The organism is Agrobacterium sp. S7/73, assembly GCF_019355535.1.
Lineage (GTDB): Bacteria > Pseudomonadota > Alphaproteobacteria > Rhizobiales > Rhizobiaceae > Agrobacterium > Agrobacterium tumefaciens.
Map to the genome: position 1 here is coordinate 854,244 of NZ_CP072136.1, position 26,617 is coordinate 880,860.

28 protein-coding genes are annotated in these 26,617 nt (G+C 59.5%); 17 read left to right on the forward strand and 11 right to left on the reverse strand.

Going from position 1 to position 26,617, the window contains the following annotated elements; all coding sequences use genetic code 11:
- The 3 genes from hflC to J5276_RS03910 all read left to right on the forward strand — a co-directional run bounded on the left by hflC (window position 1) and on the right by J5276_RS03910 (window position 3,569).
- Entirely contained in the window at window positions 1-924 is a 924-nt protein-coding gene (gene hflC / locus J5276_RS03900) for a protease modulator HflC (protein ID WP_003513118.1), read from the forward strand.
- 261 nt (window positions 925-1,185) lie between these two features.
- Complete coding sequence (locus J5276_RS03905) at window positions 1,186-2,730, forward strand: Do family serine endopeptidase (RefSeq protein WP_003513113.1); 1,545 nt, start codon at window positions 1,186-1,188, stop codon at window positions 2,728-2,730.
- Between the two features lie 89 nt (window positions 2,731-2,819).
- Entirely contained in the window at window positions 2,820-3,569 is a 750-nt protein-coding gene (locus J5276_RS03910; protein WP_112154016.1) for an SDR family oxidoreductase, read from the forward strand.
- Between the two features lie 24 nt (window positions 3,570-3,593).
- Here the strand turns inward: J5276_RS03910 and J5276_RS03915 are convergent, their stop codons facing one another.
- Window positions 3,594-4,166, reverse strand: coding sequence for a GNAT family N-acetyltransferase (locus J5276_RS03915; protein WP_097100562.1), 573 nt, complete (start codon window positions 4,164-4,166; stop codon window positions 3,594-3,596).
- Complete coding sequence (serB, locus tag J5276_RS03920) at window positions 4,163-5,053, reverse strand: phosphoserine phosphatase SerB (protein ID WP_003513107.1); 891 nt, start codon at window positions 5,051-5,053, stop codon at window positions 4,163-4,165. The genes J5276_RS03915 and serB overlap by 4 nt, the downstream gene beginning before the upstream one ends.
- On the opposite strand from serB, the gene miaA reads away from it, so the two are divergent.
- Window positions 5,052-5,948 (forward strand): tRNA (adenosine(37)-N6)-dimethylallyltransferase MiaA, encoded by an 897-nt coding sequence (miaA, locus tag J5276_RS03925; RefSeq protein ID WP_112154014.1) that lies wholly within the window; start codon window positions 5,052-5,054, stop codon window positions 5,946-5,948. The genes serB and miaA overlap by 2 nt on opposite strands.
- Before the next feature lie 9 nt (window positions 5,949-5,957).
- On the opposite strand, the gene J5276_RS03930 is transcribed toward miaA, so the two are convergent.
- Window positions 5,958-7,964, reverse strand: coding sequence for an ATP-binding protein (locus J5276_RS03930; RefSeq protein WP_112154013.1), 2,007 nt, complete (start codon window positions 7,962-7,964; stop codon window positions 5,958-5,960).
- 381 nt (window positions 7,965-8,345) lie between these two features.
- On the opposite strand from J5276_RS03930, the gene J5276_RS03935 reads away from it, so the two are divergent.
- The 4 genes from J5276_RS03935 (at window position 8,346) to J5276_RS03950 (ending at window position 11,755) form a co-directional block, all read left to right on the forward strand.
- A complete protein-coding gene (locus J5276_RS03935; RefSeq protein ID WP_112154012.1) occupies window positions 8,346-10,139 on the forward strand; it encodes an acetolactate synthase 3 large subunit in 1,794 nt (597 codons plus the stop codon).
- Window positions 10,140-10,158: 19 nt separating this feature from the next.
- Window positions 10,159-10,731 (forward strand): acetolactate synthase small subunit, encoded by a 573-nt coding sequence (gene ilvN, locus J5276_RS03940; protein WP_112154011.1) that lies wholly within the window; start codon window positions 10,159-10,161, stop codon window positions 10,729-10,731.
- A 132-nt stretch (window positions 10,732-10,863) separates the two neighbouring features.
- A complete protein-coding gene (locus tag J5276_RS03945; protein ID WP_112154010.1) occupies window positions 10,864-11,232 on the forward strand; it encodes a helix-turn-helix transcriptional regulator in 369 nt (122 codons plus the stop codon).
- Complete coding sequence (locus J5276_RS03950; RefSeq protein WP_111783538.1) at window positions 11,225-11,755, forward strand: SRPBCC family protein; 531 nt, start codon at window positions 11,225-11,227, stop codon at window positions 11,753-11,755. The genes J5276_RS03945 and J5276_RS03950 overlap by 8 nt, the downstream gene beginning before the upstream one ends.
- 154 nt (window positions 11,756-11,909) lie before the next feature.
- On the opposite strand, the gene J5276_RS03955 is transcribed toward J5276_RS03950, so the two are convergent.
- On the reverse strand, window positions 11,910-12,755 hold the full coding sequence (locus J5276_RS03955; protein WP_112154009.1) for an aldo/keto reductase: 846 nt from the start codon (window positions 12,753-12,755) through the stop codon (window positions 11,910-11,912).
- A 162-nt stretch (window positions 12,756-12,917) separates the two neighbouring features.
- Between J5276_RS03955 and J5276_RS03960 the strand changes: the two genes are divergently transcribed.
- Window positions 12,918-13,511, forward strand: a complete 594-nt coding sequence (locus J5276_RS03960; protein WP_065702373.1) for a LysE family translocator — start codon at window positions 12,918-12,920, stop codon at window positions 13,509-13,511.
- Between the two features lie 62 nt (window positions 13,512-13,573).
- On the opposite strand, the gene J5276_RS03965 is transcribed toward J5276_RS03960, so the two are convergent.
- The 3 genes from J5276_RS03965 to J5276_RS03975 are packed head-to-tail and all read right to left on the reverse strand — an operon-like array spanning window position 13,574 to window position 15,280.
- Window positions 13,574-14,362, reverse strand: coding sequence for an anti-sigma factor (locus J5276_RS03965; protein WP_065702374.1), 789 nt, complete (start codon window positions 14,360-14,362; stop codon window positions 13,574-13,576).
- Window positions 14,359-14,916 (reverse strand): RNA polymerase sigma factor, encoded by a 558-nt coding sequence (locus tag J5276_RS03970; RefSeq protein ID WP_003513086.1) that lies wholly within the window; start codon window positions 14,914-14,916, stop codon window positions 14,359-14,361. The genes J5276_RS03965 and J5276_RS03970 overlap by 4 nt, the downstream gene beginning before the upstream one ends.
- Window positions 14,900-15,280, reverse strand: coding sequence for a hypothetical protein (locus J5276_RS03975; protein ID WP_075807749.1), 381 nt, complete (start codon window positions 15,278-15,280; stop codon window positions 14,900-14,902). Before J5276_RS03975 ends, J5276_RS03970 begins: the two co-directional genes overlap by 17 nt.
- Window positions 15,281-15,413: 133 nt before the next feature.
- Here J5276_RS03975 and J5276_RS03980 point away from each other — a divergent pair, with 133 nt between their 5' ends.
- The gene (locus J5276_RS03980) at window positions 15,414-15,773 is read left to right on the forward strand and encodes a helix-turn-helix transcriptional regulator (protein WP_025593992.1); all 360 of its coding nucleotides are present in this window, start codon (window positions 15,414-15,416) and stop codon (window positions 15,771-15,773) included.
- Window positions 15,770-16,252, forward strand: a complete 483-nt coding sequence (locus tag J5276_RS03985) for an SRPBCC family protein (RefSeq protein ID WP_065702376.1) — start codon at window positions 15,770-15,772, stop codon at window positions 16,250-16,252. Before J5276_RS03980 ends, J5276_RS03985 begins: the two co-directional genes overlap by 4 nt.
- Before the next feature lie 6 nt (window positions 16,253-16,258).
- Here the strand turns inward: J5276_RS03985 and J5276_RS03990 are convergent, their stop codons facing one another.
- On the reverse strand, window positions 16,259-16,741 hold the full coding sequence (locus J5276_RS03990) for a DUF2269 domain-containing protein (RefSeq protein ID WP_065702377.1): 483 nt from the start codon (window positions 16,739-16,741) through the stop codon (window positions 16,259-16,261).
- On the reverse strand, window positions 16,741-18,027 hold the full coding sequence (locus J5276_RS03995; RefSeq protein WP_174005727.1) for an SDR family oxidoreductase: 1,287 nt from the start codon (window positions 18,025-18,027) through the stop codon (window positions 16,741-16,743). Before J5276_RS03995 ends, J5276_RS03990 begins: the two co-directional genes overlap by 1 nt.
- Window positions 18,028-18,151: 124 nt before the next feature.
- On the opposite strand from J5276_RS03995, the gene J5276_RS04000 reads away from it, so the two are divergent.
- Window positions 18,152-19,279, forward strand: coding sequence for an ATP-dependent RecD-like DNA helicase (locus J5276_RS04000; protein WP_003513075.1), 1,128 nt, complete (start codon window positions 18,152-18,154; stop codon window positions 19,277-19,279).
- Window positions 19,280-19,386: 107 nt separating this feature from the next.
- Here the strand turns inward: J5276_RS04000 and J5276_RS04005 are convergent, their stop codons facing one another.
- Window positions 19,387-20,082 (reverse strand): MerR family transcriptional regulator, encoded by a 696-nt coding sequence (locus J5276_RS04005; protein ID WP_026330785.1) that lies wholly within the window; start codon window positions 20,080-20,082, stop codon window positions 19,387-19,389.
- Window positions 20,083-20,316: 234 nt separating this feature from the next.
- Here J5276_RS04005 and J5276_RS04010 point away from each other — a divergent pair, with 234 nt between their 5' ends.
- Window positions 20,317-21,072 carry a pyridoxine 5'-phosphate synthase gene (locus tag J5276_RS04010; RefSeq protein ID WP_065702536.1) on the forward strand — a complete coding sequence of 252 codons (756 nt, stop codon included), beginning with the start codon at window positions 20,317-20,319 and terminating at the stop codon, window positions 21,070-21,072.
- A gap of 71 nt (window positions 21,073-21,143) precedes the next feature.
- The gene (locus tag J5276_RS04015) at window positions 21,144-22,409 is read left to right on the forward strand and encodes an NAD(P)/FAD-dependent oxidoreductase (protein WP_065702378.1); all 1,266 of its coding nucleotides are present in this window, start codon (window positions 21,144-21,146) and stop codon (window positions 22,407-22,409) included.
- 144 nt (window positions 22,410-22,553) lie between these two features.
- On the opposite strand, the gene J5276_RS04020 is transcribed toward J5276_RS04015, so the two are convergent.
- On the reverse strand, window positions 22,554-23,600 hold the full coding sequence (locus J5276_RS04020) for an NAD(P)-dependent alcohol dehydrogenase (protein WP_003513067.1): 1,047 nt from the start codon (window positions 23,598-23,600) through the stop codon (window positions 22,554-22,556).
- Between the two features lie 187 nt (window positions 23,601-23,787).
- On the opposite strand from J5276_RS04020, the gene J5276_RS04025 reads away from it, so the two are divergent.
- From J5276_RS04025 to ilvC, 3 genes are all read left to right on the forward strand, one after another.
- Complete coding sequence (locus J5276_RS04025) at window positions 23,788-24,696, forward strand: AraC family transcriptional regulator (protein WP_209159546.1); 909 nt, start codon at window positions 23,788-23,790, stop codon at window positions 24,694-24,696.
- 152 nt (window positions 24,697-24,848) lie between these two features.
- A complete protein-coding gene (locus J5276_RS04030; protein WP_003513063.1) occupies window positions 24,849-25,502 on the forward strand; it encodes a TetR/AcrR family transcriptional regulator in 654 nt (217 codons plus the stop codon).
- 44 nt (window positions 25,503-25,546) lie between these two features.
- The gene (ilvC, locus tag J5276_RS04035) at window positions 25,547-26,566 is read left to right on the forward strand and encodes a ketol-acid reductoisomerase (protein WP_003507583.1); all 1,020 of its coding nucleotides are present in this window, start codon (window positions 25,547-25,549) and stop codon (window positions 26,564-26,566) included.
- The last annotated feature ends 51 nt before the right edge of the window (window positions 26,567-26,617 follow it).

Here is a 26,617-nt window from a genome sequence, read left to right on the forward strand (position 1 = left end):
ATGAGCAACCGTCTTACGGCCGTTCTCGTCGGTCTCGCCGCCGTGCTTTTCCTGGCCTATTCGTCGATCTTCGTAGTCACCGAGCGTCAGCAGGCCATCGTTGTGCGCTTCGGTCAGATCCAGGACGTGAAAACGGCGCCGGGCCTCTACTTCAAGCTGCCCTTCGCCTTCATGGATGCCGATCGGGTGCAATATATCGAGAACCGGGCGCTGCGCTTCGATCACGACAACATCCGTGTTCAGGTTTCCGGCGGCAAGTTCTACGAGGTTGATGCCTTCGTGGTCTATCGCATCACGGATGCCCGCCGCTTCAGGCAGACGGTCTCCGGTGACCAGATGTCGGCGGAATCGCGTCTACGCACTCGTCTCGACGCGTCGTTGCGCCGGGTCTACGGTCTTCGCGGCTTCGAATCGGCGCTTTCGGATGCGCGTGCATCGATGATGCAGGAAGTACGTGACGATCTGCGTCCCGACGCGGAATCGCTTGGCGTCAGCATCGTGGATGTCCGTATCCGCCGCACCGATCTCACGCAGGAAGTCTCGCAGCAGACCTTCGAGCGTATGAAGTCGGAACGTCTGGCCGAAGCCGAACTGATCCGCGCCCGCGGTAACGAGGCGGCACAGCGTCGTCGCGCTATTGCCGACCGTCAGGTCGTGGAATTCGAATCCGATGCCCAGCGTCAGTCCGAAGTCCTGCGCGGTGAAGGCGATGCGGAGCGTAACCGGGTCTTCGGCGAAGCCTTCCAGCGCGACCCGAGCTTCTTCGAGTTCTATCGTTCCATGGCGGCCTATTCCAGCGCGCTGTCTGGAACCGGCACGACGCTGGTCCTGTCTCCCGACTCGACCTTCTTCCGTTATTTCAACGACATCAACGGTGCTCCATCCACGGCTCCGGCCGCACCTGCCGCACCGCCGGCAAATTGATAACGGATCGAATGATTTTGGAGGGGCCGGTTTTAACCGGCCCTTTCTTTTGAGCGAATGGCTGGGTGGCAGCAAAACGGAAAGGGGACAAAATCCTGTTGTCTCGCGCCCGGAAAGGGATATCCGTTTTCGCGCCGATGCTGTAGGCAGTGAGCAAGGCAGCCGGTGCTGTTCACGAAAAGGTATTTTTACACTTCATCATTCCGCCTTATGCTCTGACGATATATGCAGGGAATGACGATTTGAAACGCGAGGACGCTTATGGCCGTGACCCTTCTTTCGCCTTTTCGCAGCAGCATTGCCGCAGTCGCGGGCTTCGCACTTGTGGCGGGTAGCCTTTCGGCACCGGTTGCGGCATGGGCGCAGAGCCATGGGCCGGCATCGGTCGCCGATCTTGCCGCACCGCTTCTTGATGCGGTGGTGAATATTTCGACGTCGCAGAACGTCAAGACCGAGGGCAAGGGGCCTGTGCCGCCGAAACTGCCGGAAGGTTCGCCTTTCCAGGAGTTCTTCAAGGATTATTTCGACAACCAGAAACCGGAAGGCGGCGACAAGGTCAGTTCGCTGGGATCCGGCTTCGTTATCGATCCGGCTGGCTACATCGTCACCAACAATCACGTCATCGAGGGCGCAGACGCCATCGAGGTGATTTTCCCGAATGGTTCGAAGCTGAAGGCAACGCTGGTCGGCACTGATACCAAGACCGATCTTTCCGTTTTGAAGGTAGAGCCGAAGGCTCCGCTGAAGGCAGTCAAGTTCGGCGATTCGCGCAGCATGCGCATCGGTGACTGGGTCATGGCCGTTGGCAATCCCTTCGGCCTTGGTGGATCGCTGACCGTCGGCGTCGTTTCCGCGCGCGGGCGTAACATCAATGCCGGTCCCTATGACAACTTCATCCAGACGGATGCTGCAATCAACAAGGGCAATTCCGGCGGTCCGCTCTTCAACATGAAGGGTGAGGTGATCGGCATCAATACGGCGATCATTTCGCCGAGCGGCGGTTCGATCGGCATCGGTTTCGCGGTTCCGACGGAACTCGCCCAGAATATCGTCGAGCAGCTCATCCAATTCGGCGAAACCCGCCGTGGCTGGCTCGGCGTGCGCGTCCAGCCGGTTACCGACGACGTGGCCGCAAGCCTTGGCATGGAAGCGGCAAAGGGTGCCTTGATTTCCGGCGTGGCCAAAGGTGGCCCGGTGGAAAACGGCCCGATCCAGGCCGGCGATATCGTACTGAAATTCGACGGCAAGGATATTCACGAGATGCGTGACCTCTTGAGGATCGTGGCGGAAAGCCCGGTCGGCAAGGAAGTCGATGTCGTGGTCTTCCGTGACGGAAAGGAAGAGACCGTCAAGGTAAAGCTTGGCCAGTTGCAGGATGCGCCCGATGAAAAGGCCGCAACCGACGATCCGCAGGCCGAGGACGGTGATGGCGGCATGGTCGTGCCTGATGACAAGGGCGGTTCCGACGATCAGGCGCAGGACCAGACGCCGGAGGTGCGCGAAGCGCCGCAGCGCGTGCTCGGCATGAACCTCGTAGTGCTGAGCAACGAGTTGCGGACGGAGAAGGGCATTGCCGAAAGCGTCGAAGGCGTGCTTGTTGCTAGCGTCGATCAGGGTTCGCCTGCCGAACAGAAGGGCATGAAGGCGGGTGATGTCATCGTCGAGGTCGGACAGGACTTCATGGAGGTTCCGGGCGACGTGCTTGTGCGTGTCAACGGCCTGAAATCCGAGGGTCGCAAGAATGCGCATATGATGGTTGCCGATGCACAGGGCAATCTGCGCGTCGTGGCGCTGCCGCTGGAGTAAAGCTTCTTTCGCCCGGTTCGGCAGGAATCGGGTGGCTGTGGTTCGGCTTGCTCTCTATTCCTCGGTCTCCGGCAAAGGAGGCCAAGGATATGAAATTATTGGAAAACAAGGTTGCGATCATCACTGGCGCGTCATCCGGCATCGGCCGGGCGACGGCAAGCCTGTTTGCCGAACAGGGCGCGGCCGTCATTATCAACGCGCGTGGTGCCGAGGCACTCGAGGATGTGGCTTCCGCCATTCGCCAGGCCGGCGGTCGCGTTCACCCTGTCGTGGGTGACGTCACAGTTGCGGAAACCCATGCCCGTCTGACGGATGCGGCCATGACCGTCTTTGGCGGTCTCGATATCGCCGTCAACAATGCCGGCGCCGTTGGAGCAACAAAACCGCTTGCGGAGATTTCGGTAGAGGAATGGGATCACGTGATCACCGCCAACCTCACTTCCGCATTTCTCGGCGTGCGCAGCCAGATCCCTGCGATGTTGAAGCGGGGAGGCGGTTCGGTCGTCTTCATCTCCAGCTTCGTCGGCACCAGCGCCGGCATACCCGGCATGGCAGCCTATGGCACCGCCAAGGCGGCGCTGATGGGGCTGGTGAAGGGCATTACTGCCGACTACGCCTTCAAGGGAATTCGCGCCAATGCGCTGCTTCCCGGCGGAGTCGATACGCCGATGGCGGGAGATGCCGCCCAGAAGGAGTGGGCTGCAGGGCTGCATGCGATGAAGCGCATTGCGGAACCGGAAGAACTGGCGCAGGCCGCCCTTTTCCTCTCCAGCCCGATGTCGAGCTTCGTTGCCGGATCGGCCCTGTTTGCCGACGGCGGAAATGCGGCTGTGAAATAATTGCCGAACTGGCGGGCGAGGGCGCTACTGCGCCTGTCGTTCCCGCCACTCCGCGAGCGTCAGCGCATAGGTCACATGCGGGCGCAGATGCGGATGGGTGTCTTCCGGGACGCGCGGGTGGTCGAAGTCTCGTGACGGGTCACGCTTGAGGCCGATACGTTCCATCACCCGCGTCGAACGCTGGTTGTCATGGACGGCAAAGGAGACGATTTCCGGCGTTTCCTTTTCGTCAAAAGCCATGACGAGCAGCGATTGCGCGGCCTCGGTGACATAGCCGTGACCCCAGAAGCGGGTGGCAAGCCGCCAGCCGATTTCCATGGTTCCGAGCGGGAAGGGCGGATCGAGGTTCATGACCGGCGATATGCCGCAAAATCCCATAACCTCGCCGGTTTCGCGCAGTTCCATGGCGTAGAAGCCGTAACCGCTGCCGCGGATCATGCCGTTGATGGTTTCGAGAACCGCATCCGCTTCCGCATGGCTGCGGCGGAAGGGAAAAAATTCCATGACCTTTTCGTCGGCGTTGATTTCGCGGAACAGATTGCGGTCGCTCTCCTTCCACTCGCGCAGAATGAGCCTTGATGTTTCGCGGATGATCATGGAACGACAAAATCCGTCTTGCGGTAACCCTGAATGTAAAGGAGTGCGGTCAGGTCGCCATGGTCGATGCGCATCTGCGCCTCGGCGGCGACGGCGGGCTTGGCGTGCAGGGCAACGCCCGCGCCGGCCAGATGCAGCATGCCGAGATCGTTGGCGCCATCGCCGACCGCCATTGCCTCGTCCGGCGAGATGCCGAGCTTTGCGGCGATATCGTTCAGCGCATCCACCTTGGCCTGTTTGCCAAGGATCGGTTCGGCAACGGTGCCATCCAACTGGCCATCGGCCTCGCCGAGAAGATTGGCGCGGTTCTCGTCAAACCCCAGCATCGCCGCCACCCGGCCGGTGAAGACCGTGAAACCGCCAGAAACGAGGGCGGTATAGTAGCCTTTCGCCTTCATGGTGGCGATCAGCTCCTTGCCGCCTGATGTCAGCGTGATGCGCTTTTCGATAACGTCATCGATGACGGAGACTGGCAGGCCCTTCAGCAGCGCCACGCGCTCGCGGAGCGCCGGCTCAAAAGCGATTTCGCCATTCATGGCGCGAGCGGTAATCGTGGAAACCTTGTCCTTCAATCCCACTTCGGCGGCCAGCTCGTCGATGCATTCCTGACCGATCATGGTCGAATCCATATCGGCGATCAGAAGCTTCTTGCGGCGCTTGTCCTGTTCCTGAACGACGATATCGATCGGCTGGCCCGAAAGCACATCGGCAATCGCGTCACGTGCCTGTTCGGCATCGGTGCCAGAGGGCAGGGCAATATCGCAGGCGATGCCATCGGCCAGCCAGTAGAGACCGGATGCGTTTACGGCATTGGCGGCCGCTTCGCCGAGGGCCGGTGTCAGAACAGGATTTGACGGATTGGCGATAAGCGTGGCAACGAAAGCCATGATGAAAAACCTTGATGAGAATTTTGATGCGATCCTGATAACCGGCCCGACGGCAAGCGGCAAGTCCGCGCTTGCGCTTCGTATGGCGCGGGAGCGGAACAGTGTCGTGATCAATGCCGACAGCATGCAGGTTTATGACACGCTGCGGGTGCTGACCGCCCGGCCATCCGAGGAAGAAATGGCAGGCGTGCCACATCTGCTATACGGCCATGTGCCGGCAAGCAGTTCCTACTCAACGGGTGAATGGCTGCGGGACATTTCCGCCCTGCTTGGGGATTTGCGCAGGCAGCAGCGTTTTCCGGTCATCGTTGGCGGTACGGGGCTTTATTTCAAGGCACTGACGGGCGGCTTGTCCGATATGCCCGACATTCCTGACGACATACGCGAGAGGCTGCGCGCCCGGCTGATCGAAGAGGGGTCAACGGTCCTGCACGCGGAGCTGTCGCGGTGCGATCCCTTGATGGCGCGGGGGCTTCAGCCGGGGGACGGCCAGCGGATCGTCCGGGCGCTGGAAGTCATGGAAGCGACGGGAAAGTCGATCATGGAGTTCCAAAAAGCCAGTGGTCCGATGATAGTTGATCCGGACCGAGCGCAGAAATTTGTGGTCCTGCCGGAACGGCCCGTGCTGCACGACCGCATCAATCGGCGGTTCGAAACCATGATGGAGAGTGGTGCTGTGGAAGAGGTGAAAGCTCTTCTCGCCATGAACCTTGCGCCTGACGCCACAGCGATGAAGGCGATCGGCGTTTCCCAGATCGCCGATATGCTGGCTGGCGGTATGAGTGAGGCAGAGGTCATCGAAAAATCGGCGGCCGCGACCCGCCAATATGCCAAGCGGCAGATGACCTGGTTCCGCAACCAGATGGGGCCGGACTGGGCACGTATCCAGCCGTAAGGGCCGCGCTCAGTCCTTGCGGTAAAGGCTGCCTAGCGGCTTTTTCATCAGGCTCTCCCGCAGCGAAGGACGTGTCTCTGATGGAGGCGGGCCACTCTGTGCCTGCATCTGGAAGCCGACTTTGCGCAATTCGTTGACAGCGCTGGTATCCGTTGCCGTTGCGGGCGACTGTGGCGCGAGGGTTGTGCGTCCGGGCAGCATGTCGGGGCGGTAGGGTTCGTATCCTTCCGTCGCCGCCGTCCCCAGTTCGCGTTTCCAGCGATCGACGTCGTCCGCTTCCCTGGGAGCTGACATCGGTTCCTGCATATCGGAGAAGGCCGCTTCGACGCTTTGCTGGAAGCCGGTGATGACGGGCTTGGCTACCGCGCGCATGCGGCTGACGATGGTGTTTAGATCCACCGTATCGGGCGTTTCCTGGGGCGTATGGCTGACTGCGCCGTTCGCCTTCGGCAATTTTGCCGTGGAGACGCGGTCGAAGCGCATGCGCATCGGTACGCCCACTGCCTCGCCAAAGGCGATTGCCTCGCCATTGCCGATGGACGAGAGGAAACTGGTGGTCGAGGTTGAGGCGTTCGGTACGGCGGACAGAATGATCTTCTGGTCGATCTCGTTCGTCAGCCGCATGGCAAAAACGGTCGAGCACTGCGACAGGATGGTCTGGTCCAGCTCACTCGGACGCTGGCTGATGACGCCAAGCGAAATACCGTATTTGCGGCCTTCCTTGGCGATCTGCGCGATCGCCTGCCGGGTCGGGAAAAATCCGCGCTCAGGGTCGGCGGGAACGTAACGGTGCGCTTCTTCGCAGACGACAAGCATATGCAGCGAGCCGCGCGCCAGCACCGCGAGTTCGAAGGACATGCGGCAAAGGACGGAGACGACCGAGTTCACCACTTCCGAGGGGATACCGGACAGCTGGAAAACCGAAATCGGCTTGCCTTCTCCTGGAATACGGAAGATATGCGCCACCGTTTCCAGAATGGTGTCGCTGATCGTATTGCTGGAGAACATGAAGTTATAGCGCGTATCATTGATGGCCGAGAGGATGCGACCCTTGAGGGAGCGCAGGGTCGGCTTTTCGCCGCGCCCTTCCAGCCGCCCGATGCGCTCGTCGATGAGGGCGAGAATATCGGCCATGCGGTAAGGCACCGGCGTGTCGGGCGTGATCGCGCTCTTGTCGGACGTGCGGCGAACGGCGGAGCCATCTGTGCCGCGAAATGCCTTTTTCGCTTCCGGAATGATGTCGCGAAGGACGTCCATCTCTTCCGGTACGGGCTTGCGTCCGCGGAAAATCACTTCCGCGAATTCTTCAAGGCGCATCAGCCAGAAGGGAAGGTCGAGCGTGTCGGTGTCGATGACGACAGAATGATCGGGAAAGGCGGCCGCAAATTCATTGTGCGGATCGAGAATGAGGACACGCAGCTTCGGGTCCGTCTCGATCGCCTTGTTCAGAAGAAGGGAGACGGCGGTGGTTTTGCCCACGCCCGTCGAGCCGACGACGGCGAAATGTTTCGCCAGCATCTGCTGGATGTTGATGGCCGCGCCAATCGTGTCGTCCTGCGTCAGCTTACCAATGACGCATGTGTCTCGCTTGCCGCTGTCATAGATCTTGGAAAGGTCTCCCGTGCGGATGCGATGCGCGACCGCGCCCAGGTAGGGGTAACGGGAAATGCCGGTGGAAAAACGTTCGCTGCCATCTTCGGTGCGGTAGACTTCGCCAACGAGTTCCACGTCGATCAGCAGCCGGTTCGGCTTGTCCGACGACCAGTGTTCTTCGCCCGTGCGCATGGCGTATACCAGTGCGGCGACGCGGCTCGTTCCCATTTCGATCGAGATCAGGCGTCCGACGGACCAGAGCTGCGCGACATCGGTTGAGCCGATTTCCGTTTCTGCGGCGATTGTCGCATGGGCGCCATCACAGGCGATGACGCGGCCGAGCATGCGGTTAGCCGGCTGCTGGCCGGATCGCCGTTCGTTTTCGTCCATGCGGGACGCTCTATGAAACTCGTCACTATTCACGTCTTATCCCGGTACATGCGGATGATCGCGGTGGTTCGGGCATTATCTGCATCTTTGATTGTAAAAGATTATATTTAACAACCTGTGTATCTGTTGCGTTCGAAAATTTCGTCCATGGTGCCTTACGGGTAATAAAAGAAGCCGACGCCGATTTTTTCCGCAATATGCGTTGACGACTGGCGCTTTTCTGGCTAACACTCCGGCCCATGAAAAATCTTAACGTACTTATCGTGGTGGGACGGCGCATGGGCAGGATGGTGTAACCATCCGGCGAAAGCACCCATGCGCTGAACGAGGCTCCTCTAGGGGCCTTTTTTTATGTCTTCAAACAGGCCCTCGGGCTCCTCGATATCCAAAGCCAAAGCGGGATGGAAACAGGCAATGACGGATAAGGATAATACGGAAAACAGCAATAGCATGACAGGTGCGGAGATTGTTCTGAAGGCGCTGAAGGACAACGGCGTCGAGCACATCTTCGGTTATCCTGGTGGTGCCGTGCTTCCGATCTACGACGAGATTTTCCAGCAGGAAGACATTCAGCATATTCTCGTACGTCACGAGCAGGGTGCCGGCCATGCTGCCGAAGGTTATGCCCGCTCCACCGGCAAGGTCGGTGTCATGCTCGTTACCTCCGGTCCCGGCGCCACCAATGCGGTCACCCCGCTGCAGGATGCGCTGATGGATTCCATTCCGCTCGTCTGCCTCTCCGGCCAGGTTCCGACATCGCTGATCGGCTCCGACGCATTTCAGGAATGCGATACCGTCGGCATTACGCGCCCCTGCACCAAGCACAACTGGCTGGTAAAGGACGTCAACGAACTGGCGGGCATCATCCATGAGGCCTTCCGCATCGCACAGACTGGTCGTCCCGGCCCCGTCGTTGTCGATATTCCGAAGGACATCCAGTTCGCCACCGGCACCTATACGCCGCCTTCCGCCGCCATTCAGCAGAAGAGCTACAAGCCGAAGGTTCAGGGCGATCTCAACGCCATTCACGCGGCCATCGAATTGATGTCTAAGGCAAAGAAGCCGGTTTTCTACACCGGTGGTGGCGTCATCAACTCCGGCCCGGAAGCGACACGGCTGCTGCGCGAACTGGTAGAGCTGACCGGTTTCCCGATCACCTCGACGCTGATGGGTCTCGGCGCCTATCCGGCTTCCGGCAAGAACTGGCTCGGCATGCTGGGCATGCACGGTTCGTACGAAGCCAATATGACAATGCATGATTGCGACGTGCTGGTCTGCATCGGCGCACGTTTCGACGACCGTATTACCGGGCGCCTGAATGCGTTTTCGCCGAATTCCAAGAAGATTCACGTCGATATCGATCCGTCTTCGATCAACAAGACCGTGCGCGTCGACGTTCCGATCATTGGCGACGTCAGCCATGTTCTGGAAGATATCGTTCGCCTGTGGCGCGCTTTGCCGAAGAAGCCGGAAAAAGCGCAGACCGCGGACTGGTGGCTGCAGATCGAGCGCTGGCGCGCCCGCAACTCCTTCGCCTACAAGAATTCCAACGATGTCATCATGCCGCAATATGCATTGCAGCGTCTTTACGAGGCATCGAAGGGGCGCGAGACTTTCATCACCACCGAAGTTGGCCAGCACCAGATGTGGGCGGCGCAGTTCTTCGGCTTCGAGGAGCCGAACCACTGGATGACCTCGGGCGGTCTCGGTACCATGGGATACGGCCTGCCGGCAGCTATCGGCGTGCAGGTCGCGCATCCGGAAGCGCTGGTTATCGACATTGCCGGTGATGCCTCGATCCAGATGTGCATTCAGGAAATGTCCTGCGCCATCCAGTACGGTCTGCCGGTGAAGATTTTCATCCTCAACAACCAGTATATGGGCATGGTGCGGCAGTGGCAGCAGTTGCTGCACGGCAACCGCCTGTCCAACTCCTATACCGAAGCCATGCCTGACTTCGTCAAACTGGCGGAAGCCTATGGCGCGGTTGGCATGTATTGCGACGATCCGAAGGAACTGGACGACAAGATCGCCGAGATGATTGCGGTCAACAGGCCGGTCATCTTCGATTGCCGCGTTGCCAATCTCGCCAATTGCTTCCCGATGATCCCATCTGGTAAAGCCCATAACGAGATGCTGTTGCCGGATGAGGCGACGGATGAAGCTGTTGCCAACGCCATCGATGCCAAGGGCCGTCAGCTAGTCTGAGCCGGGAGAGGAAAAGGACATGAACGCACACCTACAACCCACCGGCTCCGCCTATTTCATCCAGAAGGAAACGGCTGCCGTCGAAAATCATACGCTGTCGGTTCTCGTCAGCAACGAGCCGGGCGTTCTCGCCCGGGTCATCGGCCTGTTTTCCGGCCGGGGTTACAACATCGAAAGCCTGACGGTTTCGGAAACCGAGCATGAGGCGCATCTGTCGCGCATCACGATCGTAACGCGCGGCACACCTATCGTGCTGGAGCAGATCAAGGCGCAGCTGGAACGCATCGTTCCTGTGCACCGGGTGCTCGATCTCACCGTTCGCGCTCGCGAACTCGGGCAGGAACGGCCGATCGAGCGTGAAGTAGCGCTGATCAAGGTCGCCGGTTCGGGTGAAGCCCGCGCCGAGACGCTGCGTCTTGCGGATGCGTTTCAGGCCAAGGTGGTGGACGCGACAGTCGAGCATTTCATCTTCGAAATCACCGGCAAGTCGTCCAAGATCGACCAGTTCGTGGCCATCATCAAACCGCTCGGCCTGATCGAGATCTGCCGCACGGGTGTTGCAGCGATGAACCGCGGTTCGCAGGGGATGTGATCCTCCGCCTTTCGAATATCCTTGTAATACCAAGCCCGCGGTTCGCCGCGGGTTTTTTATGGGCTGCGCTCCGGTGAATTGATATTCAACCATATGGTTGACTTTTTAGTCTGGCGACCTATATTCAACAACATGGTTGAATTATCTGTTCCACATCTCGACACTGTCTTTCATGCCCTTGGCGATGCGACGCGGCGCACGATGCTGCGCGATCTATCCCGTGGCGAGCGAACGGTGAGCCAGCTGGCCGAGCCGTTCGACATATCGCTGGCTGCGGCATCCAAGCACATCAAGGCGCTGGAAAACGCCGGGCTTATCCGCCGTGAGGTAAGGGGGCGTACCCATGTCTGCCGCCTTGCGCCGGAACGGTTGGCAGAGGCGCATGAATGGCTGGATTTCTACCGGCAGTTCTGGAACAGCCGCCTCGATATTCTTGAGCATATGCTCAGGGAGGATGATCAGGGAAAATCCCCTGCAGATGGAGGAAATGACAATGGCTGATATTGCAATGCCTGACGCCTATGGCCGGCTCGTCGAGCCGACAACCCTGAAGATAGAACGGCTCCTGCCGGGACCAATCGAGCGGGTCTGGGCCTATCTGACACAGAGCGACCTTCGCCGCCGGTGGCTGGCGTCCGGCGAGATGCGGCTTGCGCCCGACGCACCATTTGAACTCGTCTGGCGCAACGACGAGCTTTCCGACCCGCCGGGCAGCCGCCCGGAAGGTTTTTCCGAAGAGAACAGGATGACCTCACGCATCATCACCGTCGTTGCGCCGCACCGCCTTGTCTTCACCTGGGGTGAGAGCGCAGAGGTGTCGATCGAGCTTCAGGCTCTGGGGAAGGATGTGCTTCTGACACTCGTTCACCGCCGGCTTGCGGATCGCACGACCAAGCTCAATGTCAGCGCCGGCTGGCATGCGCATCTCGACATTCTCGCCGCCCGTCTTCAGGAAAAGGAACCGGGGCCTTTCTGGGATAGCTGGCTGGGGCTGAAAGAGGAATATGAGCGCCGCATACCGTAACTGGGTGCAGCATGTCTGGGAGACTGACGGCGCGGTTCGCTGCGCCGTTATTGAATTGAAATGGTGCAGCCCAAAGCATCAGTTCGCAGGGCTCACACTTCGATTCAATTGCTTGAGTGCCTGATTCCGAAAAACATTTTAATGCTTTGTTAAATCACAGCATTTCCAGCGCCGTCTTGCGTGTCGGTGGTGGGAAGGCGGCATCCAGTGCGGCCCAGTCCTCATCGGTGATTTCGAGATCGGTGGCACCTCGGTTCTCCTCCACCCGTGTGGCGCTGGCGGATTTTGGAATGGCGATGACGCCTTCTCTTTCCAGAAGAAAGGCCAGTGCCAGTTGCGCAGGCGTAGCCTGATAGGCCTTGGCGATGCGGATGAGTTCGTGGTTGTTGAGGATGCGCCCCTGTTCGATTGGCGAATAGGCCATCAGCGGCACGCTGTGCCACTGACACCAGGGCAGAAGCGAAAATTCCGGTCCACGCCGGGAGAGATTGTAGAGCACCTGATTGACGGCGCAATTCTTACCGTCGGGAACAGCGAAAAGCTCCTCCATGTCGTCGGTGTCGAAATTCGAGACGCCCCAGTCGCCGATCTTGCCGGCTTTTTTCAGCTTTTCGAAAGCGGCCACCGTTTCTTCCAGCGGGTGATCACCACGCCAATGCAGCAGATAGAGATCGAGCCGGTCGGTGCCGAGCCTTGCGAGGCTGCGCTCGCAGGCCTCAATCGTGCCTCGGGCGCTGGCGTTCCAGGGATAGACCTTGCTGACCAGAAACACCTCGTCGCGCCGGCCGGCAATCGCCGTGCCCACCACCTCTTCGGATCGGCCGTCTGCATACATTTCGGCCGTGTCGATCAGCGTCATGCCGAGATCGATCGCCTTGCGAATGCTCTCGACTTCCTGCGGAGCCGATGATCTCATCTCGCCCATGTTCCAGGTGCCGAGGCCAAGGGCTGGTATCTCTTTTCCGGATGGCAGGGTGACGGAAGGAATGTCGTCATACATCGGTTCGCTCCAGCGGTTGTTGACGGAGAATAGCCCTTTGTTCCGACTTCTCAAACCCGGCATGGAAAGGATCGATCCATCAAAAAATTTGACTACGCCTATCGGTTGATCGGACTGGTTTGATGGTGGTTCGGCGGATAGTGTCTTTTCACAGGAGAGATCATGACTGTCGAAACCCTCGTTGCGCTGGTGCTGTTTGCCTTCACAACCTCCATTACGCCCGGCCCGAACAATATGATGCTTTTTGCCTCCGGCGTGAATTTCGGTTTCCGCCGCACGATCCCGCATATGCTGGGCATCGGGGCGGGGTTCCTGTCATTGCTGATCGGCGTCGGATTTGGGCTTGGCGCGCTGCTACACTCCGTGCCCTTGCTCTATACCGCGCTGAAATTCGCGGGCGGACTTTATCTCGTCTGGATCGCGTGGAAGATCGGCACGTCCCGCAGCCTGAACGAGGGTGCTGCCGCATCGGTGCCGATGAGCTTTCTTGCCGCCGCAGCCTTTCAGTGGGTCAATCCCAAGGCTTGGGTAATGGCCGTGACCGCGATGGCGACCTATACGGATGAGGGGCAATATCTCGTCACCGTTTTGATCGTCGGCGTGGTTTTCGCCGCCGTCAATCTTCCCAGCGTTTCGACCTGGGCGGGCTTCGGTTCGGCCCTGCGTGACTGGCTTTCCGTTCCTGTGCGGCTCAAATGGTTCAACATCACCATGGCCGTCCTTCTCGTCGTCAGCCTCTGGCCGATGTTGAAATAGGTGTTCTCCCTTCGTCATCCCTGTGCCTGTCGCATGGATGTGGGGTGGGGGTATGGGTTATTCTACGCAGGGAACTGGCGGTAACATTCCTCCGCGATCTTCTGCACCTCGGCGCGCGTCAGCTCGGCAGAAACCGCATAGCCCAGTTCGTTGTCGATCCAGTAAAAGGTCTCGACGCCATCGGCGCTCGCCATGCGGAAGCTGGTGGTGCGGTTTTCCTCGTTGTGGCCGACCAGCACCGTTACCCGGCGGCCGGTCTTGTCCTGATACATCAGCATCGCCCCTGGCTTGCCGCTGACGGGGATCAGGCGCCCGCCGACGAGATCATATCCGATCTTGGAAAGATCGGGGATGGCGAAGGGATAACCGAGCCTTTTGCCGAGCCATGTTGCAAGGTGCTGCTGCTGTTCGGCTCCAACTTCAACGGGGTGGCGCACCTCGCTTGCATAGATGAGATAGGCCGATTTCGCCTGCGCGGGAATGTCAGTCGTCAACGACGCCAGAACCACGTCCTGCGGCGTGGCGAGCGGCGGCGGCACAAGCCTTCCGGCTGCCGCACCCGCCGCGAAGATCAGCAACACAGCTGCCGTTCGCAGAAGAACCGGTTTCAGCCGCCACGCGGGCGCGTGTTTTCTTTCGGCAAGCATCGCGGTGTCGTGCGGATGTTCGGCGGCATAGGCGGCGAATGCGGCTCGCAGGGTTTCAGCCTGTTTTTTCCAGTCTTCCACACGCTCCCGCTCCTGCGGCCTTTCGGTCAGCCAAGCCTCGACAGCCGCGCGGTCGTCGTCGGACAAAAGCCCGTCGACATAAGCGTGCAGATCGTCTTCGGTAATGGCATCGGGCCTTTTCATCGTGGTCTCCGCAGGGGAATGATATTGTCCGCCGCCAGGTGCTGGCGCAGGGTTTCGCGGGCGCGGGAAAGTCTGGACATGACGGTACCCACCGGGATCGACAATGTCTCGGCTGCCTCCTGATAGCTATAGCCTTCCACCGTCACCAGCATCAGCACCGCCCGCATCTCTGGCGAAAGCAGCCCGAGCGCGACGTGCAGCCTATCGTTTTCCAGCGTGTCGCCGAGTGTGTCGGCAACGGCCAGGCTCTCATGGCCGTCGAGACTTTCGGACGGGTGACGTTTCGCGGCGCGGTGGCGGTTGCGATAAAGATTCGTCATTATCGCATAAGCCCATGATTTCAAAGCCGTTCCGTGCCATTGCCTCTTGTTGGTCAGCGCCTTTTCCACGCAGTCCTGCAAAAGGTCCTCGCCATCGGCGTCGGAGCGGGAAAGGCTGCGGGAATAACGCCGCAGCATGGGTATCAGCGCCAGCATCTCCGCCTCGAAGGAGCCGGCTGCGGGGGAGAGGCTCCCCCGCGTCTTGCCATTCATGCCATCATGGTTTTGCGGCATCCCATACACCGTTCATACCGTCGCCGGTTGCATCGCCTTTTTTCATGTCCTTGGCCCAGTAGTAGAGCGGCATGCCGTCCTTTGCCCACTGCATCTTGCCGTCCTTGCGCGTCACAAGAGAATAGGCGCCTTCGGCCTTGTCGCCAGTGGCCGCGAAGAACGGCGGCCAGTTGGTGGCGCACTTGTCATAACAATTGGATACGCCCTTCTTGTCGTTCTTGAAAGTGTAGAGCGTCATGCCTTTTTCGCCCGCGAGCACATTGCCTTTGGCGGTCTTGACCGTTTCGACCGCGGGTGCCGCATAGGCCGTTCCGGCAAAAGCCAGAACGAGGGCGGGAACGATAAAGCGGATTTTCATGGACATATCCTCCTTGGTTCGGGCGGCTTCTGCCGCCAGCACATCAAAAGACACCGCAGGTCACTGCTTTATTCCCTCCGCCGGTGCGATTTTTAAACTTATCCGTTGAGCTAAGTTTTTCGCTGTGATAGTTAGTCTTATGGATAACTATTCAGTGCCACTTGACGATATCTTCCAGTCCCTTGCCGATCCGACACGACGGGCCGTGCTTTTGCGGTTGGGCAGCGGGGATGCGAGCGTCGGCACGCTTGCCGAACCTTTCGCCATGGCCCTGCCGTCGTTCATGAAACATATCCGCCAGCTGGAAGGAGCGGGGTTGATCGTGACGCGCAAGCAGGGCCGGGTGCGGTTCTGCTCGCTGGAGAAACAACGGTTTTCAATGATCGAGGGCTGGCTTTCGCAACAGCATGCCATCTGGGAAGGCCGGACGGACCGGCTTGAACAGTTCGTCATGGCGCAACAGGACAGAACCTCCGATAAAGGGGAGAATGACAAATGACCGACACTTTCAATCCCGATCTCGATCTGAAGATTTCAAGGATCATCAGGGCGCCGCGCCATCTGGTCTGGAACGCCTGGGTCGACAAAAACAGCCTCGAACAGTGGTGGGTGCCGCATCCCGGCAAATGCCGTGTCGAGAAAATGGAGCTTTTCCCCGGCGGCGCTTTCGAGACCCGCTACAGCGAAGACGGGAAGGCATTTGGCGATCACATAAGCGGTTGTTTCCTGGCGGTGGATCATGAGGAGCGTCTGGTCTTCACCGACGCGTTGACGGCAGGCTTTCGCCCGTCCGCGCGCCCATTCCTCACCGCGGTGATGAGTTTTCGCGATCATCCTGAAGGCATGGAGTATGTGGCCTATGCCATGCATAGAAACCCTGGGGATCGCGACAAGCACGCGGAGATGGGATTTTTCGACGGCTGGAACACGGTTGCCGAGCAACTGGCGCAGCTTGTCGAAAGACAGGCGGTCAATTGAGGCGCATCAACCGAACAGGGCAATATCCGGCTTGGTCAACATCAGCCAGATGATGCCGAGCACTGCGAAGAAAGCCGGAAAACCGCAGGCAAACCAGATGCGGTAGAGACGGAACCATTGCTGCGGCAGGGCCTCTCCGGTTGCGGCGCAATCGCGGGCGATATCGCGTAGCTTGATCTGGATCCACACCACCGGCAGCCAGAAAATGCCGGTGAAGACATAAAGGCAGAGCGAAAGGGCGATCCAGCCTTCGCTCAGCGGCCAGCCGATGATGCGCGCCAGAAAATAACCGGTGACCGGCTGGATGATCGCCGCCGTGGCGGTAAAGATGGTGTCGGCGATGACGACCGTGCCCGAAACATGGGCGATCAGCGCCGGGTTTGCCGTCCGCCGCGCCATCACCATAAAAAACGCTATGCCAGCCCCGGTGCCGAACAACACGGTTGCGCCGATGACATGGGCGAGCCGCAGAAGGTCTTCAGGTGTCATCAGCGTTCATCCAGTGTGGCAAGGGTGACAAGTGTCAGGGCGATGGAGGGCAGGACCTTGACGAGGGGGCCGAGCGGATCGAGCCACAGACCCGGCTCCAGCAGACTGCCACCAGTCAGATAGGCGGCGGTGACCAGGAGCATGGCGACGAGTGCTTTTCTGGCAAGTGGTCTTATCAAGACGGTGACGCCCAGGGCGATATCGATGAGGCAGGTGGCGAGTGTGAGGGCGACGGCCGGCACTTGCGGCATGAAGGGCAGGAAATGCGCCGCCGAGCTGTCGATATCAAGCAGCGGTACGAGGCCGGACAACAACCAGAACAGCGACAGGCAGAGAATGAGGACGGGTTTGAGCAGATATGATCTGGCAAACCACAGGTCCTGCACGCCGGAAGGGTGAGCTGCCAGCGTGTCCCTCAAGCTCTTGAGCGATGTCGTCGCTTTTGGCGCGCTGTTCTCCGTCACGATACCTTCCGACATCACCCTCATGGCGGTTGAGCGCAACGGCGACCGCCAGCCGAGCTTTCCCGCAATATCCGCCGTGAGGGCGACGGGGCGCATGAAGGCAGCCGGAAGATTTAGCGCGGGAGCAGGGGTGAGGCCGAGCCATTGCCGGTGCGCAGCGACCACGCCTTGCAATGTCAGCGTTTCGTTCGCTGCCAGCTCGATATCGCTACCTGACGGGATTTCGCCATCTATTGCCGCGCTGACTGCCAACGCGACATCTTCGACTGCGACGGTCTGTACAGGCATCTTGCCGTTTACGAGCGGCACTGCGAAGGGGAAGCTTGCAAGCGCGCGCACGAGTGCTGTGCCGCCATGGGCGTTGCGCCCGACAACCAGTGCGGGGCGGAGAATGACAAAGCGCTGGCCGCTTGTGGCAAGTGCCACATCAGCGCGGCGTTTGGTGGCGAGGAAGGGCAGTTGGGAAGCGGCTCCGGAAGTGCGGGCCGATATCTGGATCACCAGCTTGCCGCCCGCATTTACCGCTGCCTGGTAGAGCGCCAGCATCGCTTTTTCCTGCGTCGCAGCAAGATCATCCGACAGGCCGTCCTGAAGCGCACCTGCGCAATTGACGATGGCGTCATGGTCGCTAACGAGTGCCGCCCAGTCGGCAGCGCTGGTCATACGCGAGAGATCGGCCGGAACCCAGCTGGCGAAAGGCAATTTATCTTTAGCTCGCGCAATGGTGCGAGCCAGCCCAGTAACGGTGTGACCTTTGCCGTGAAGGCTGCGGATCACTTCGGAACCGATGAAACCCGTTGCGCCCAGAATCAATATCTTCATGCGCGGCATGATACCCGCCATGGTTTAAAAACCAGCCGTGTTTTATTGCCGCATTCTGATGGTGTGATTCATCTTTCGTTCTTTTTCTGTTGCGCACGGTGCTCGAATCCTGCGATGAGGGCGCATGTTATTTTCACCGCAACAGGACGAAGCGCTCAAGGCTGTTTCCCGCTGGCTGAAGGAAGGCCGGACGCCGGTTTTTCGGTTGTTCGGTTATGCCGGAACCGGAAAGACGACGCTTGCCAAACATTTCGCGGAAAATGTCGATGGCGAAGTGCTGTTTGCGGCCTTCACCGGCAAGGCGGCGCAGGTGCTGCGCTCGCGCGGGGCGACCAATGCCCGCACCATCCATTCGCTGATCTACCGCCCGCGCGGCGAAGAGACCGTGGAAGACGAGGAAACCGGCAAGACCTCGGTCGCACCGATGTTTTCCATCAACCGCCAGAGCCCGCTCGCCAAGGCGGCACTCATCATCATCGATGAATGTTCGATGGTGGATGAGCAGCTCGGCAAGGATCTGATGAGCTTCGGCACGCCTATCCTGGTGCTCGGCGATCCCGGGCAGTTGCCGCCGGTTTCAGGCGGTGGCTTCTTCACGGAGCAGGAGCCTGATTACCTGCTCTCCGAAATTCATCGGCAGGCCAAGGACAATCCCATCATCCACCTTGCCATGGATGTGCGGGAAGGCCGCGAGATCATGCGTGGCGATTACGGTGCCGCGCAGGTGATTTCCAAGTCCGAGGTGACACAGTCGCTCGTGCTCGATGCCGATCAGGTGCTCGTCGGCACAAATCGCACGCGCCGCCGTTATAACCAGCGGCTTCGCGAGCTGAAGGGATTTACGGCCGATTATCCGCAATCCGGCGACAAGCTGGTTTGCTTGAGGAACGATCCGGCCAAGGGCCTGCTGAACGGCTCTCTCTGGCAGGTCATGAGTTCGTCGCGCGAGACGGTGAAACCCGGCATCAACCTGATGATCCGGCCTGAAGACGACGATATGGATCGCGGCGCTGCCAAGATCAAATTGCTGAAGGCGGCTTTCGAGGATGTGGAAACGGAAATACCGTGGACCACCCGCAAGCGTTATGACGAGTTCGATTTCGGCTATGCGCTGACCGTGCACAAGGCGCAGGGTTCGCAGTGGAACAATGTGGTTCTCTTTGACGAGAGCTATGCCTTCCGCGATTCGCGCGAGCGGTGGCTTTACACCGCCATCACCCGCGCCGCAGAAACACTCACAATCGTTCGCTGAGATAGAGCATTTCCGGTGAATAGCGGGACACCTTCAATGCTCCATTTCTTTTGTCTGTGCATTGTCCGGACGGAAAACCGCTGTGAAGTTTTCGTGGAAATGCCTTGTCAGGCGCGGATGACGCCCAGCAGAACCGCTTTGGCAACTGCCTGAAAGCGGTTGCTGGCACTGAACTTGCCGATAATCTTCGCCTCCAGTTCGTTGAGGTCGTTACCTGAAAGGCCGAGAGCGCGCGCGAGCCTTACCGGGGCGTACCCCTCCGCCATCAGTTCCAGGCATTTTCGCTCGTTGTCTGTCAGCGCGATATCCTTGCCCGGTCCCCGCTCAGCCGCATCGAGGCCATCAGCATCGTTATCGGTGGCGAGCAGTTCCTCGATCTGCTGGGCCTGGCGCTGAAGCGTGGAGCGTTCCGCGGTCAGTTCTCTTTTTCGCTGCCGCAGCGCGGAGTGGAATATCTCGTCCGCTTCTTCCTGCGAGAGAGAGCGGGCAAGTTTTTCCATGATGTCTGTAATGGCTGCGACGGAAATGCCGACTTCGCGACAGACATTTATCACCGCCATGCGTTGCACGTTGCGGTGGGAATAAACCCGCATCTGGCCGATGCGTTTCGAGGTCAGCAGCGCCTTTTCTTCGTAAAAATGCAGGGTCCGGTGCGTTACGCCGAAAATGTTGGCCATGTCGGCGATGGGAACCGGTTCGGCGGGCAGGGAGGAGGGCAGGCTTATATCCGGTAAAAAGCTGCTGATCCTTAGATTGGGTTTGTCCTCGTCGCCGTGTTCAAACGGCATCCTGCCATTCTGCATCGTTTCCCCCTTCGCGCGTTTTGACAGTGTGCCTGCTTTTTATGGCATTCGTTACTTGTTCCCCACCGCAGACCTGTCTTCTGATCAAGACATTTTGCCGATGCTGCATGAGAACCGTAACCTGTATTGCCTGCTTTCGTTCCCGTATCCTTAAAAAATTTTATCGGCCTCCTTGCGGTCGGCGTCAACCTGCGTGAAACAGGATGTCAATTCCGAACCGGAGCCTCGACTGTCATGCCCGCAAAACTTTCCGTCAATCTGAACGCAATTGCCATGCTGCGCAACCGTCGCGATCTCCCATGGCCGGATGTCGCGCATTTCGGGCATATTGCACTCGCTGCGGGTGCTAGCGGGCTGACTGTACACCCTCGACCGGACCAGCGCCATATCCGCTTTTCGGACCTGCCGGTGCTGCGTGCGCTCATCGATGACAGTTTCCCAAGTGCGGAATTCAACATCGAAGGTTATCCGACGGAGGATTTTCTAGTTCTGTGCGAACAGACCCAGCCTGAGCAGGTGACGCTGGTGCCCGACGATCCGTCGCAGGCGACATCAGACCATGGCTGGGATTTCCGCAAGCACGCGGTTTTCCTGAGAGAAGCCGTTGGGCGCCTGAAGGCTGGCGGTATGCGGGTTTCGCTTTTTGCCGATGGTGACGGCGAGCGCGAAGCGGTGGAGCTGGCGGCTGAGACGGGTGCTACCCGCATCGAGCTCTATACCGGTCCCTATGGCGGCTGTTTTGACGATCCGCAAAAGGGTGACGCGCTTCTGGAAAAACTCGGACAGACGGCGGACTACGCCGCAGCGCTCGGGCTTGCCGTCAATGCCGGGCACGACCTGACTGTAGCAAACCTGCCCAAGCTTATGAAACGTATACCTTATCTTGCAGAGGTCTCCATCGGTCACGGGTTGACGGCGGATGCGCTGGAATATGGCATGGCTGAAACAGTCCGGCGTTTTTGTCGCGCCTGCGGTCAGGCTATTTCATAACCAAAGTCAATTTTTTTGCCTATAATCTGCTTGCGCATGCTCCGTGCGCGAGCTTTTAAAGGCAGAGACACATGCAAGAACATCACGTTGTCGTCGTGGGTGGAGGCTTCGGCGGCTTACAAATGGTACACGGGCTGGAGGGGGCCCCTGTCCGCATCACATTGATTGACCGCCGCAACCATCATCTATTTCAGCCATTGCTTTATCAGGTTGCGACGACGGCTCTTGCGACATCCGAAATCGCCTGGCCGATCCGCCATCTTTACCGCGACCGCAAGGAAGTGACGACGCTGCTTGCGGAAGTGAACGGCGTAGACCGTGACGCCCGCACCGTGCATCTGAGTTCCGGTCAGGTCATCGGCTTCGATACGCTGGTGCTGGCCACCGGCGCCCGTCATGCCTATTTCGGCCGTGACGAATGGGAGCGTGCCGCTCCCGGCCTCAAGACGCTCGAGGATGCAACGACGATCCGCCGCCGCCTGCTTCTGGCTTTCGAGCGTGCGGAACTTGCCAGCAGCGAAGACGAACGGCAGGCGCAACTGACCTTCGTCATCATCGGGGCAGGCCCGACGGGCGTGGAAATGGCGGGCATGATCGCCGAGCTTGCCCACAAGGCGCTGCCGCCGGAATTCCGCAATGTGGATACCAGAAAGAGCCGCGTGCTGCTTGTCGAGGCAGGTCCGCGCGTTCTGCCGGTTTTCACGGACGATCTTTCGGCCTATGCCAAGCAGGCGCTTGAAAAGCTCGGCGTCGAGGTTCTGCTCGGCACACCGGTGACGGCCTGCACCGATGAGGGCGTGACGGTGGGTGAGACCTTTTATCCGTGCCGCACGGTGGTCTGGGCTGCTGGCGTGCAGGCGTCTCCCGCTGCAAAGTGGCTGAATGCTGCTGCCGACAGGGCGGGACGCGCTATCGTCGGGCCGCATCTGAATCTGGAAGACGACCCCAATATCTTCGTCATCGGCGATACGGCCGCCGTCAATCAGGAAAACGGCAAACCGGTGCCGGGCATTGCGCCTGCAGCCAAGCAGCAGGGCGCCCATGTGGCAAAGGTCATCAATGCGCGGCTATCCGGAGAGCCGGAGCCCGCGCCGTTCCGCTACAGCCATCAGGGTAATCTGGCGACAATCGGCAAACGCGCGGCGGTGATCGATTTCGGCAGGTTCAAGCTCAAGGGCGTGCTTGCATGGTGGATCTGGGGGCTTGCCCATATCTATTTCCTGATCGGAACGCGCTCGCGGCTGGCCGTGGCGTGGAGCTGGCTGTGGATTTACCTCAGCGGCCAGCACAGCGCGCGGCTGATCACCCAGAAAGAGACGTTGAAGGACGAGGCCTGAGGGCAGGGCGGGTAAAGGAAAGCGCGGGAAGCATTGGCTTCCCGCGCTTGCTTATGGTCAGTGCGCCAAACCATTCCTCCGTCACGCCGTATTAAGTGCGGGGTTACGGAGTGCGGATGTGGCGAGCTTGTGCCAATCCAAGGCTCAAGCGTCGAGCGATGCCATGTCGATGACGAAGCGGTAGCGAACGTCGCTCTTCAGCACCCGCTCATAGGCTTCGTTGACATCCTGGATGTTGATCGTTTCGATCTCCGAGACGATGTCATGCTCACCGCAGAAATCCAGCATTTCCTGGGTTTCCTTGATCGAGCCGATCATTGAGCCGGAGAGGCTCTTCGCACCGATGATGAGCGAGAAGGCGTGGACCGGGATCGCATGTTCCGGTGCACCGACCACGACCATGCTGCCCTTGGGCTTCAGGAGGCCGAGATAGGCGTTCCAGTCGATTGCGACACCTGCCGTGCAGATGATCAGGTCGAAGGTGCCGGCCAGCTTTTCGAAGGTCGAGGCGTCGCTGGTGGCGTAATATTCCTTCGCGCCGAGCTTCAGTCCGTCTTCCTTCTTAGACAGGGTCTGGGAAAGAACTGTGACATCCGCGCCCATGGCAGCGCCGAGCTTGACGCCCATGTGGCCAAGACCACCCATGCCGACGATTGCGACCTTCTGACCGGGACCGGCGTTCCAGCGGCGCAGCGGCGAGTAGAGCGTGATGCCTGCGCATAGAAGCGGCGCGGAAGCGTCGAGCGGCAGGTTGTCCGGGATCGACAGGACATAACCTTCCTTGACGACGATCGAGTCGGAATAACCGCCATGGGTGGCTGTCTTCGTATTCGGATCGACATCGTTATAGGTCTGGACGAGGCCGGGCATGTAGTGTTCGTTGTCGAGGTCGCGGGTGGCGCAACCGACGCAGGAATCGACGAAGCAGCCAACGCCGACATGATCGCCGACCTTGAATTTCGTGACCTTGGAGCCGACGGCCTTCACGACACCGGCAATCTCATGGCCGGGAACGATCGGGAAGACGGCATTCTTCCATTCGTTGCGGACGGTGTGGATGTCCGAGTGGCAGATGCCGGCATATTTGATATCGATGACAACGTCGTCATCGTTAGGCTCGCGGCGTTCGAAGGTGAACGGGGTAAGCGGCTTCGACGCATCGGTCGCAGCATAACCTCTTGCAATGGCCATCTGAATATCCTTTCGGGAGTTGGGGACGGCGGAATATGCAATGGAAGGGTGCCGCGGCGTTAGAGCGATCCTCCGAGCTTTTTGCACGATCCTGCAAAAAATTGCGGTGGGCTATTTGCGGAAACTGGCCCGGCTTTCTAGATAATGCAAACAGATACGCTGCTTCCTTCCCTAAAGGGTTTCCCAGATGACCATGCCGTTCAATCTCTATCAGGAGATCGCCTCCATCGCCGCACGGCATGCCACCCGCGATGGCGAGGTCCAGACGGCAATCGAAACCCTCGGCATCAGCCGCCGGTCCACACCCAGCGCGCCGTGCCACGGCAGCTATCGTCCCTGTTTGGCAATGGTGATCCAGGGGTCGAAAAGCGTTCAGCTGGGAACGGACACCATCAATTACGGGGCCGGCGACTATCTTTTGACCTCGCTCGACCTGCCGGTTGCCTGGCGTGTAGTGGAAGCGAGCGAGGAAGTACCGCATTTTTGCATCGGGCTTGCGATCGACAGCGAAAAGCTGCTCGACCTTATGAGCCGCATGCCGATCGAGCGGTCTCAGGAGCCGGTGAGCGGCCAGCGCGGCATCGTGGTGAACGCCGCCACACCGGAGCTGCTTGATGCGGCCATCCGGCTGATGCGCCTGCTTGACCGCCCGGCGGATATTGCGGCCATGGCGCCGCTGATCGAGCAGGAAATCCTCTATCGAATCCTGACGGGACCAGCGGGTGGGCAGCTGATGAACATCGTCGCTGCCGGAAGCCATGGCAATCGGATCGCCCGCGCCATCTCCTGGCTGCGCGAGAATTTCGCGCGCCAGCTGCGTATCGAGGAACTTGCGGAGCATATCGGCATGAGCGTGTCGTCTTTCCATCACCATTTCAAGACGATCACGGCCATGACCCCCATTCAGTACCAGAAGCAGTTGCGGCTGCATGAGGCGCGCCGGCTGATGCTGCTGGAGCGCCTGGATGCAGGCACGGCCGGCCATCGTGTCGGTTACCAGAGCCCTTCGCAGTTCAGCCGGGAATACAGCCGCTTTTACGGGATGTCGCCCTCACGCGACGTCGACGCCTCGCGTGAGATAAGCGCGGCCGGATAAAGCGGCATTATGGTGCGGCGCATTCTGCTTCCGCATCGCGTCAATTCGTACATCACTGCGAAGAAAGCGCTTGACGGGCAAGCTGCCTCCGCTTAAATGGCGCTCGAACCGTACCGTACGGTACATTAATCGAGCCTCTGGAGTGGAAATAAGTGGCCTCCGACCCGATCACAGCGCAGGAATTTTCGCCGCGCCAGAACGCCGTTCTGGATCAGGCATTGCGTCTTCTGGTCGAGGGTGGCGAGAAAGCGCTGACGACCTCTGGTCTTGCGCGTGCGGCCAACTGTTCCAAGGAAAGCCTTTACAAATGGTTTGGCGACCGGGACGGCCTGCTGGCTGCGATGATCACCTTCCAGCAGAGCAAGGTTCGCACCTTCGAGAAGGCGGGCGACCGCGTGTCTGCGCCGCAGCTTGCCGATCATCTCGAGGTTTTCGCACATGATCTGCTTGATGTGCTGGCGGGCGATGTGTCGCTGGCGCTCAACCGTCTGGCGATAGGGCAGGCGAGCCGTGATGGTTCCAAGCTTGGAGATCTTCTTCTGGAACGTGGCCGTCGCCAGATCGACCGCCGCGCCCGCGGGTTGATCGAGGCGGGTCGCCGTTCGGGTTACCTGCGTTTCGATGACGCCGAAGAGGCGTATCGCAGTTTTTACGGCCTCATCGTTTCGGATCTGCATGTGCGCATGCTGCTGGGCGAGGCGCCTGACAAGGATTTTTCCGCCCGGGCAAAGAAGGCGGTGGTCGCCTTTCTAACACTCTACGGCACGGAAAAGGTACATTCGGAACTGGGCGGCAAGGTCGCCTGAGGTTCCGGTTCACACAGAGACAAGCATTAGGGAAGGACCATAAAATGCGCGTTTATTATGATCGTGATGCGGATCTCAATCTCATCAAGTCCAAGAATGTCGTCATCGTCGGCTACGGTTCCCAGGGCCGCGCCCATGCGCTGAACCTCAAGGATTCCGGCGCCAAGAACGTCGTCATTGCTCTGAAGGCCGGTTCGCCGACCGTCAAGAAGGCGGAAGCCGACGGCTTCAAGGTCATGACCGTTGCCGAAGCCGCCAAGTGGGGCGACCTTTTGATGATGGCGACGCCTGACGAATTGCAGGCCGACATCTACAAGGCCGACATTGCCGGCAACATCCGTGACGGTGCGGCGATTGCTTTCGCACACGGCCTCAACGTTCACTTCGGCCTCATCGAGCCGAAGGCTTCGCTCGACGTCGTCATGATCGCACCGAAGGGCCCCGGCCACACGGTTCGCGGCGAATACCAGAAGGGCGGCGGCGTGCCCTGCCTCGTTGCGGTTCACCAGAACGCTTCCGGCAACGCACTTGAACTCGCTCTCTCCTACGCCTGCGGCGTTGGCGGCGGCCGTTCGGGCATCATCGAAACCAACTTCAAGGAAGAGTGCGAAACCGACCTCTTCGGCGAACAGGTCGTTCTGTGCGGCGGTCTCGTAGAACTCATCCGCGCCGGTTTCGAAACCCTGGTCGAAGCCGGTTACGCACCGGAAATGGCCTATTTCGAATGCCTGCACGAAGTGAAGCTGATCGTTGACCTGATCTATGAAGGCGGCATCGCCAACATGAACTACTCGATCTCCAACACGGCCGAGTGGGGCGAATACGTCACCGGTCCTCGCATCATCACCGCTGACACCAAGGCTGAAATGAAGCGCGTTCTTCACGACATCCAGACCGGCAAGTTCACGACCGAGTGGATGCAGGAATGGAAGGCAGGCGGCGCACGCTTCAAGGGCATCCGTCGCAACAACGACGCCCACCAGATCGAAGAAGTCGGCGCAAAGCTGCGCGGCATGATGCCCTGGATCGGCAAGAACAAGCTGGTCGACAAGGCCGTCAACTAAGCTTCATTGCTTGACAGAATATTGGAAGGCCGGGGCGAGAGCTCCGGCCTT

Bases quoted from the DNA above. Each gene is read 5' to 3' on its own strand.
- J5276_RS03965 (WP_065702374.1), bottom strand. From the start codon at position 14,362: ATGAAAAGGCCCGATGCCATTACCGAAGACGATCTGCACGCTTATGTC.
- J5276_RS04020 (WP_003513067.1), bottom strand. From the start codon at position 23,600: ATGGCCATTGCAAGAGGTTATGCTGCGACCGATGCGTCGAAGCCGCTT.
- J5276_RS03950 (WP_111783538.1), top strand. From the start codon at position 11,225: ATGGCTGATATTGCAATGCCTGACGCCTATGGCCGGCTCGTCGAGCCG.
- ilvN (WP_112154011.1), top strand. From the start codon at position 10,159: ATGAACGCACACCTACAACCCACCGGCTCCGCCTATTTCATCCAGAAG.
- hflC (WP_003513118.1), top strand. From the start codon at position 1: ATGAGCAACCGTCTTACGGCCGTTCTCGTCGGTCTCGCCGCCGTGCTT.
- J5276_RS03910 (WP_112154016.1), top strand. From the start codon at position 2,820: ATGAAATTATTGGAAAACAAGGTTGCGATCATCACTGGCGCGTCATCC.
- miaA (WP_112154014.1), top strand. From the start codon at position 5,052: ATGATGAAAAACCTTGATGAGAATTTTGATGCGATCCTGATAACCGGC.
- J5276_RS04005 (WP_026330785.1), bottom strand. From the start codon at position 20,082: ATGCAGAATGGCAGGATGCCGTTTGAACACGGCGACGAGGACAAACCC.
- J5276_RS03905 (WP_003513113.1), top strand. From the start codon at position 1,186: ATGGCCGTGACCCTTCTTTCGCCTTTTCGCAGCAGCATTGCCGCAGTC.
- J5276_RS03995 (WP_174005727.1), bottom strand. From the start codon at position 18,027: ATGAAGATATTGATTCTGGGCGCAACGGGTTTCATCGGTTCCGAAGTG.
- J5276_RS03975 (WP_075807749.1), bottom strand. From the start codon at position 15,280: ATGTCCATGAAAATCCGCTTTATCGTTCCCGCCCTCGTTCTGGCTTTT.
- J5276_RS03935 (WP_112154012.1), top strand. From the start codon at position 8,346: ATGACGGATAAGGATAATACGGAAAACAGCAATAGCATGACAGGTGCG.
- serB (WP_003513107.1), bottom strand. From the start codon at position 5,053: ATGGCTTTCGTTGCCACGCTTATCGCCAATCCGTCAAATCCTGTTCTG.
- J5276_RS03915 (WP_097100562.1), bottom strand. From the start codon at position 4,166: ATGATCATCCGCGAAACATCAAGGCTCATTCTGCGCGAGTGGAAGGAG.
- J5276_RS04025 (WP_209159546.1), top strand. From the start codon at position 23,788: ATGACCATGCCGTTCAATCTCTATCAGGAGATCGCCTCCATCGCCGCA.
- J5276_RS03945 (WP_112154010.1), top strand. From the start codon at position 10,864: ATGGTTGAATTATCTGTTCCACATCTCGACACTGTCTTTCATGCCCTT.
- J5276_RS03955 (WP_112154009.1), bottom strand. From the start codon at position 12,755: ATGTATGACGACATTCCTTCCGTCACCCTGCCATCCGGAAAAGAGATA.
- J5276_RS03990 (WP_065702377.1), bottom strand. From the start codon at position 16,741: ATGACACCTGAAGACCTTCTGCGGCTCGCCCATGTCATCGGCGCAACC.
- J5276_RS03985 (WP_065702376.1), top strand. From the start codon at position 15,770: ATGACCGACACTTTCAATCCCGATCTCGATCTGAAGATTTCAAGGATC.
- J5276_RS04015 (WP_065702378.1), top strand. From the start codon at position 21,144: ATGCAAGAACATCACGTTGTCGTCGTGGGTGGAGGCTTCGGCGGCTTA.
- J5276_RS03980 (WP_025593992.1), top strand. From the start codon at position 15,414: ATGGATAACTATTCAGTGCCACTTGACGATATCTTCCAGTCCCTTGCC.
- J5276_RS03960 (WP_065702373.1), top strand. From the start codon at position 12,918: ATGACTGTCGAAACCCTCGTTGCGCTGGTGCTGTTTGCCTTCACAACC.
- J5276_RS04000 (WP_003513075.1), top strand. From the start codon at position 18,152: ATGTTATTTTCACCGCAACAGGACGAAGCGCTCAAGGCTGTTTCCCGC.
- J5276_RS04010 (WP_065702536.1), top strand. From the start codon at position 20,317: ATGCCCGCAAAACTTTCCGTCAATCTGAACGCAATTGCCATGCTGCGC.
- J5276_RS03970 (WP_003513086.1), bottom strand. From the start codon at position 14,916: ATGCCGCAAAACCATGATGGCATGAATGGCAAGACGCGGGGGAGCCTC.
- ilvC (WP_003507583.1), top strand. From the start codon at position 25,547: ATGCGCGTTTATTATGATCGTGATGCGGATCTCAATCTCATCAAGTCC.